The following is a 7,532-nucleotide window of genomic DNA, read 5'->3' as shown; positions in this document are numbered from 1 at the left end:
GTGCAACGAGCGAACAGCGAGCTCCATATACTTCTCATCAATAATGACAGACACCTTAATTTCGGATGTCGAAATTAGCTGAATATTGATTGACTCATCAGCAAGCGCCTTAAACATAGTACTCGCTACACCAGCGTGAGAGCGCATACCAACACCAACAATAGAGACTTTAGCAATCTTAGCATCACCTACAACACCACGAGCACCCAGCTCTTCTTGAATAGCCTTAAGGATATCCATGGCTTGATCAAACTCGTTACGGTGAACAGTAAAGGTAAAATCCGTTGTGCCATCAGCAGAGACATTCTGCACTATCATATCAACTTCAATATTGGCATCACTAATAGGCACCAAAATTCTAGAGGCAATACCAGGGATATCTGGCACACCTTGCAAAGTCAATTTAGCTTCATCTCGGTTAAACGCTATACCAGAAACAGCTGGTTGTTCCATATCTTCATTCCCCTCAGTAGTAATCAATGTGCCTTCACCTTCTGTAAAACTAGAAAGTACACGTAAAGGCACTTGATACTTACCAGCAAACTCAACCGAACGAATTTGGAGAATTTTTGAACCTAGGCTCGCCATCTCCAACATTTCTTCGAACGTAATTTTTTCTAATCGACGCGCACTATCAACAACCCGAGGGTCGGTTGTATAAACGCCATCAACATCCGTATAAATTTGACACTCATCCGCCTTAAGTGCTGCCGCTAACGCAACACCTGTCGTATCCGAGCCACCACGACCCAAAGTCGTAATATTGCCAAACTCATCAGCACCTTGGAATCCAGCTACAACGACAACACGACCCGCATCTAGATCTGTCTGCATCGCTTCTGTATCAATTTCTTGAATACGCGCTTTACCATGAGAACTATCTGTTGTGATTCGCACTTGTGAACCCGTATAAGAACGCGCATCTAAACCACGATTCTTAAGAGCCATTGATAGCAACGCAATCGTCACTTGCTCGCCGGTAGACAAGAGCACATCCATTTCTCTTTGATCTGGTACTTCCTGCATACTCTTCGCCAGAGCAACCAAACGATTGGTTTCGCCACTCATCGCCGAGACAACAACAACTACATCATCACCTTGCTCACGGTGCCTTTGCACTCGATCAGCTACGGCCTCGATACGCTCAACAGAGCCTACCGATGTGCCGCCATATTTTTGAACTAACAACGCCATAGTTTTTTATTTAAACCCACATAATTTGCCAATTAAGGCATTTTTTTACAATTTAGCCACGACCCAAGGTTGTACAGATGCTAACGCCTCTGGCAGTCCTGCTGGATTATTACCTCCAGCTTGTGCCATATCTGGTCGACCGCCCCCACGACCGTCAACCAAAGGCGCTACCATCTTAATCAGATCGCCAGCTTTTACCTTTTTCGTTAATTCTTTTGTTACACCTGCGATGAGACTGACTTTTGAGTCATTCACACTCGCCAACAAAATTACCGCTGATTCCAACTTGCTCTTCAGCTCATCTAGCATGTCACGCAATGCTTTTGGATCTTCCACATCAACTTGGGCAACTAATAACTTGCCACCATCAATATCCACCGCTTGTGACGCTAGGTCAGAGCCAGCTTGCGCAGCCAGTTTTGCCTTAATAACATCCAACTCTTTTTGAAGAGCACGATTTTGATCAGAAAGCGCAGTCACTTTCTCAATCATGTTCTCTTTATTACCCTTCACAAGCGCCGCTACTTGCTGCACAGATTTTTCAGTCGCTCGATTATAATCAATGGCAACTTTACCTGTGATAGCTTCAATACGACGTACACCAGCCGCGATACCGCTTTCAGCAACTATCTTAAACACACCAATATCACCAGTACGCTTAACATGAGTACCACCACAAAGCTCAATGGAATACTCACTTCCCATAGTCAAAACACGTACCTGACTATCGTACTTCTCACCAAATAGAGCCATTGCGCCTCTTTCTTTGGCACTTTCGATATCCATTTCTTCAGTAAGCACTTCATGGTTAAGGCGAATTTGCTCATTAACCATATCTTCAACTTGCTCAATTTCTGCCGCTGTAACCCCTTCAAAATGAGAGAAGTCAAAACGTAAACGCTCAGCATCACACAAAGAACCTTTTTGATGAACATGATCGCCCACAACACGACGTAGCGCTTCATGCATTAAATGAGTCGCAGAGTGATTTAAGCCAGTTGCAGCACGAAGGCTTGCATCCACAGTCGCAGTTAGCTTATCACCCAAGGTAATTGAACCTTCACGTAACTCACCATGATGCAGGTGTGTTTTTCCTTGTTTGGTCGTATTAGTCACACTAAATGCGCCATTACCACGTAACCAACCTTGATCACCGACTTGGCCACCAGACTCACCATAGAAAGGGGTCTGTTTCAAAATCACAATACCCGATTGACCTGCTGTTAGACTTTCAACTTTTTCACCATCTAGTATCAAGGCTTCTATTTCACACTCATCAACTAGATGACTATATCCTGTAAACTCTGTATCACCCGCTTCAATTGAACCTGACATATCCATGGTAAATTGGCTAGCAGAACGGGCACGATTACGCTGCTCTTCCATGGCCCTTTCAAAGCCTTTCTCATCTATTTCAAGATGACGTTCACGAGCAACATCATTGGTCAAGTCAGCAGGGAAGCCGTAAGTATCATAAAGTTTAAAGACAGTTTCACCTGAGATGATTTTACTATCACCTAGCTCACCAATCGCATCATCAAGAATACGCATACCTTGCTCTAGCGTTTTAGCAAACTGTTCTTCTTCTTTTAGCAAGATAGCCTGGATACGATCCGCAAGTTTTGCCAAATCTGGATAAGCATCCCCCATCTCAGTAACCAAATCAGCAACTAAAGTATTGAAAAAAGCCTGTTTTTGCCCCAATTTATGACCATGACGAATAGCGCGGCGCACAATACGACGCAATACATAACCACGCCCTTCATTTGATGGCACAATGCCATCCACTATCATAAAACTACAAGAACGAATGTGATCTGCAATAACTCGCAAAGATTGAGCTTCTAAATCATCAGTACCAACCACTTTAGCAGCAGCCTTAATCAGATTTTGGAAGATATCAATTTCATAGTTACTATGAACACCTTGCAAAATCGCAGCAATACGCTCAAGCCCCATACCGGTATCAACAGAAGGCTTAGGTAGAGGATTCATAACACCATTTGCATCGCGATTGAATTGCATGAAGACCACATTCCAAATTTCGATAAAACGGTCGCCATCTTCTTCAGGAGAACCTGGAGGCCCACCCCAAATATGCTCACCATGATCGTAGAAAATTTCGGTACAAGGACCACAAGGACCTGTGTCACCCATTTGCCAAAAGTTATCAGAAGCATAACGCGCCCCTTTATTGTCGCCAATGCGGACAATACGGTCCTCAGGCACGCCGATTTTTTTAGCCCAGATATCCCAAGCTTCATCATCATCGGCATAAACTGTTACCAATAACTTTTCTGTTGGCAATTTCAAAACTTGCGTTAGAAATTCCCAAGCATATTGAATGGCATCTTCTTTAAAGTAATCACCAAAACTGAAGTTACCCAGCATTTCAAAAAAGGTGTGGTGACGTGCGGTATAACCAACATTCTCAAGGTCATTATGCTTACCGCCGGCTCGCACACAACGCTGAGAGCTCGTCGCTCGTGTATAAGGACGATCATCCATACCAAGGAAAACATCTTTAAACTGAACCATACCTGCGTTGGTAAACAAGAGGGTTGGATCGTTTCCTGGAATTAATGAACTTGAATCAACAACTTGGTGTTGCTTACTCTCGAAATATTTTAGAAATGACTGGCGTAGCTCTGAACTCTTCATCTTCAGGGGAGACTCTATATTGTTTCTTGGGCGATAAATTTAGTTTTCTCTGACTTCAAACAGAGAAAAAGTTTGGACAGAAAAGCACAAAATAGTACACGGAAAATACAGTGACTTTCAAAAGAAAGTGAGTGTTTTTGCGATTTTTTTCAATTATTACACATTTAACAGCAATAACTGGAAAGAACGACTTAAAAAGGCAGGTTTTTCAGGCTAAAAAACTGCCTCACTGCTAACAAGCCAGTGAGACAATTCAAGATAAAATCAAGATTAGCTATGATATTGACGTTTTGCACGACCAGTCATGCGTGTAACAAGTTCATAGGCAATCGTCGAAGAGTGGGCGGCAACATCTTCCACTGGGTTTTTCTCTCCCCACAAGATGACCTCATCCCCCACCTGAGTTTCACCAAGTTCAGTGACATCTAACGTAATCATATCCATAGACACACGACCGGACAGACAACACATAGCCTGTTCCACTAACACAGGTGTTTGATGATTAGCCATTCGCGGGTAACCATCACCATAACCGACAGCAACAGTTGCAATTTGACGCTGCCCTTTTGCGACGTAAGCCCTAGCATAACCTACCGCCTCACCATCCTTTACTTCCCTGAGGGAGATGATTTTACTGGTAAGCGTCATAGCAGGTTTCAAACCTAACTCTTGAGCACTGATTTCGTCGAATGGTGAAATCCCATAAAGCATAATACCTGGGCGTATCCATCCCCCTTCTGGTAACTGCCACTTAAGTGTTGCTGCTGAATTGGCAACACTTACATCTAACTGAGAAAATTGGCGATGTACTTGGTCAAATACAGCAAGCTGTTCGGATGTGGCAGGGCTATCAAGGTCATCAGCACTGGAAAAGTGAGTCATCAAAACGACCTCACCAACATTTGGGTTATGCTCAAGTAACTCAATAAACTTATCTGCAGAAGACGGCTGAACACCTAAACGGTGCATACCAGAGTCTAGTTTCAAAAAGACTTTATCAATCTGAATATTAGCAGCGATGAAATCAGTCAATTGAGTTTGATTTTCAATTGCCACCCAAAAGTTATGGTTTTCACACACTTGCCATTCAGCGGATTCAAACACACCTTCGAGCAAGAGAATAGGAGATGAGACACCCGCCTCTCTAAGCTCTATAGCTTCTTCAATAGCAGCAACGGCAAAAGCATCAACGATATCATCAAGATATTTAGCTACCTCTACAGCACCATGACCATATGCATTTGCTTTTACAACGGCAAATGCTTTTGTGTTTGGCTGCAATTTTTTAGCCAATAGATAATTATGCTTTATTGCAGCAAGATCAATATGCGCCGTTAAAGGCCGAGCCATCTTTCACCTCATTTATGAACAGAATTACAATCAAAGTAGACAAAACTATTTTTACATAGATTTAATAGATATATATTCTTTTAAAAGATAAAAATTGAGATGATAAAACCATATTAATAAACATATATAGTTTTTTCACCCTTATTAGGATTTCATAAGAGCGAGCATCTACTGTAATATGGGAACCAATAAAGACTAGGCTCGTTTATCATGGACATTCTAATACAAATCAGAGAATCTGCGCTCAACATGCTAGCACGCAGAGAACATAGTCAATTTGAACTTAGACAAAAACTTGCCTCACGATTCAAGGAGCAAGCCGAAGAAATTGAAAACATCCTCCTACAACTTATTACAGATAATTATCAAAGTGACCAAAGGTTTTGTGAGTCTTTTATCCACTTTCGCCAACAAAAAGGCTATGGAAAGATGCGAATCACCGCTGAACTAAGGCAAAAAGGGATAAACACAGACTTAATGGAAGCGAGTTTTAACCTACTTGAGGTTGATTGGTTTGAACTGGCTTACACCCTAAAACGTGCAAAATTTGGTGATACTGTATCTAATGACTATAAGACTCGCGCCAAACAATATCGTTATCTGCAGTATCGTGGCTTTACTTCAGATCAGATCAATTACGCTATTCAAGAAGATAGCCATAACCTCTAAGTTTGAAAGGCTACAGTAAGGAAGAAAGAAACTGGTCTTCCATTTGAGCATATTCCATTTTCATACGTTCTATTTTTGTATCAAGTTCAGTGATTTTTTTCTGTAAAGAAACAGACTCATCTGAAGAGCGGCTCCTTTCATATTCCTTCTTCATGGTGCTTATTTCGAGCGCCAGTTCCGCATTTGCCTCTTCAAGTTGCGAAGAGTCTTGATGATTTACAGCATCAACCCTTAGGCTTTGCTGCATCACATAGTCAGATAATTCTGCTAATCGAGTCTGTAATTCTGCACTCTTCTTTTGTTCTGCATCTAAATCTAATTCCAACATTTCCACGAATAATTCAGACTCATTCATCATAGCTTTGAAGGCACTCACCTTATCGGTTAATTCATTTGCATAAGCTTGAGACTCACCCGTTAAAGGCGCTGCATCAAGGTGTTTCGTCATATTATTCAAGCTATCTTCTTTTTGAGAGAAAATATTTTGCATATTCGCTAATTCACCTCCATTTTGACTTAACAGCTCTAGCTCATAATTCCTTTCATTAACCAAACGCTCTTGTGTCTTCGCATCATTCGTTAACTGATACTTCACCATCTGTAAACTATCAAGCTTTAGCTCTAATCGGGATAAGATATGCTTTTTATCGGATAAGCTTTTTTCTAATCGCGCGACCACAATGTCATATTCAACATCAAACTTGTCAGCGCCTTTTCCAGCAGAATCTTTTAATAGTGCCTTCAAGTCTCTTATCGTTTTGGCTTGATACTCTGCTATCGATTTTAGCTCTTCAATTTTGCCATCAAATTCATTTTGAATTGGAACAATAAAATCATCCAATTCACTACTATTTAAAAATAGCTCCAATGCCAATTGATACTCTTCAGAAACCTCTTCAGGCGCTTCTTTAATCGCCGTTAACTTTGTTTTGATCGTATTCTCTAACTGATAAGCTTGTGCCAATTCAATCCGCATTTCTGACAAACTTTCATCTATTTCATGCTCAGCATCTAGTTCAGCTTTCATGCGACTAAATTTTTCATTCAGTTCTGAGTTAACATTCATTTTGGCTTGTAACAGCTGATTTTTTCTTTCTATATCCTTATTAATGGCCTGGGATAAACTTCTCTGGGCGGATATTTTTTTTACCAGCACTTCCATCATTTGAGAGAAGCCAGCCTCTTGAGTTAAAGGAATAAATTTCTCTAACTCACTAATCGCTTCTGCTGAGGTGATTTGTTTACTAATTAGTTTAAATTCTAATGACAGAAATAATGACCAACATTCAAGCATAGAGAAGCGCAACTGATCCCTTTCTGGACAAACAGATATAAGCTCTTCAACAATGCCTTGCTGCTGCTCTATTAACGCAAGTACCGCCTTAGAGGTATCAGTAACAGACTCCTGCTCCTCTACCACAGACTCCTCATCAGACTGAGGTTCTACTTCACCTTTGTCTTCTGGCTCTTGTTCTGCTTTTTTCTTTGCCAGAATATAACTCCAGAGTGCATAGATAAAAAACACTGCAGACCAAAGAACAAGCGAGCTCAAAATCAAAATTAATGTCGTCATTAACGAACCACTTCCATCGGGTTTTATTTAAAAGCACTATTTATATTAATGGTTTAGCTAATAATAAAAAATAGATCATCTGTAA

General features: G+C 41.1%; 5 protein-coding genes. 1 reads left to right on the top strand and 4 read right to left on the bottom strand.

All coding sequences use genetic code 11. The annotated features are described in order from the left end of the window. The 3 genes from MED121_RS23225 to alr all read right to left on the bottom strand — a co-directional run. Positions 1-1,194, bottom strand: a 1,194-nt coding sequence (locus tag MED121_RS23225) for an aspartate kinase (RefSeq protein WP_009836251.1), incomplete at its 3' end; no start/stop codon positions are given. Between the two features lie 45 nt (positions 1,195-1,239). Continuing rightward, positions 1,240-3,855, bottom strand: a complete 2,616-nt coding sequence (gene alaS, locus MED121_RS23220; protein WP_009836250.1) for an alanine--tRNA ligase — start codon at positions 3,853-3,855, stop codon at positions 1,240-1,242. Between the two features lie 270 nt (positions 3,856-4,125). Then, positions 4,126-5,205: an alanine racemase gene (gene alr, locus MED121_RS23215; RefSeq protein ID WP_009836249.1), complete on the bottom strand. Its 1,080-nt coding sequence runs from the start codon at positions 5,203-5,205 to the stop codon at positions 4,126-4,128. Between the two features lie 210 nt (positions 5,206-5,415). Here alr and MED121_RS23210 point away from each other — a divergent pair, with 210 nt between their 5' ends. Then, positions 5,416-5,874, top strand: a complete 459-nt coding sequence (locus MED121_RS23210; protein WP_009836248.1) for a regulatory protein RecX — start codon at positions 5,416-5,418, stop codon at positions 5,872-5,874. Positions 5,875-5,884: 10 nt separating this feature from the next. On the opposite strand, the gene MED121_RS23205 is transcribed toward MED121_RS23210, so the two are convergent. After that, positions 5,885-7,447, bottom strand: coding sequence for a hypothetical protein (locus MED121_RS23205; RefSeq protein ID WP_009836247.1), 1,563 nt, complete (start codon positions 7,445-7,447; stop codon positions 5,885-5,887). Positions 7,448-7,532 lie beyond the last annotated feature (85 nt).

The sequence above is a fragment of the Marinomonas sp. MED121 genome (assembly GCF_000153025.1).
Lineage (GTDB): Bacteria > Pseudomonadota > Gammaproteobacteria > Pseudomonadales > Marinomonadaceae > Marinomonas.
This window is presented reverse-complemented; position numbering and strand designations above follow the sequence as displayed.

Excerpts from the sequence above, each read along its gene's own strand:
- alaS (WP_009836250.1), bottom strand. The coding sequence starts at position 3,855 with ATGAAGAGTTCAGAGCTACGCCAGTCATTTCTAAAATATTTCGAGAGT.
- alr (WP_009836249.1), bottom strand. The coding sequence starts at position 5,205 with ATGGCTCGGCCTTTAACGGCGCATATTGATCTTGCTGCAATAAAGCAT.
- MED121_RS23210 (WP_009836248.1), top strand. The coding sequence starts at position 5,416 with ATGGACATTCTAATACAAATCAGAGAATCTGCGCTCAACATGCTAGCA.
- MED121_RS23205 (WP_009836247.1), bottom strand. The coding sequence starts at position 7,447 with ATGACGACATTAATTTTGATTTTGAGCTCGCTTGTTCTTTGGTCTGCA.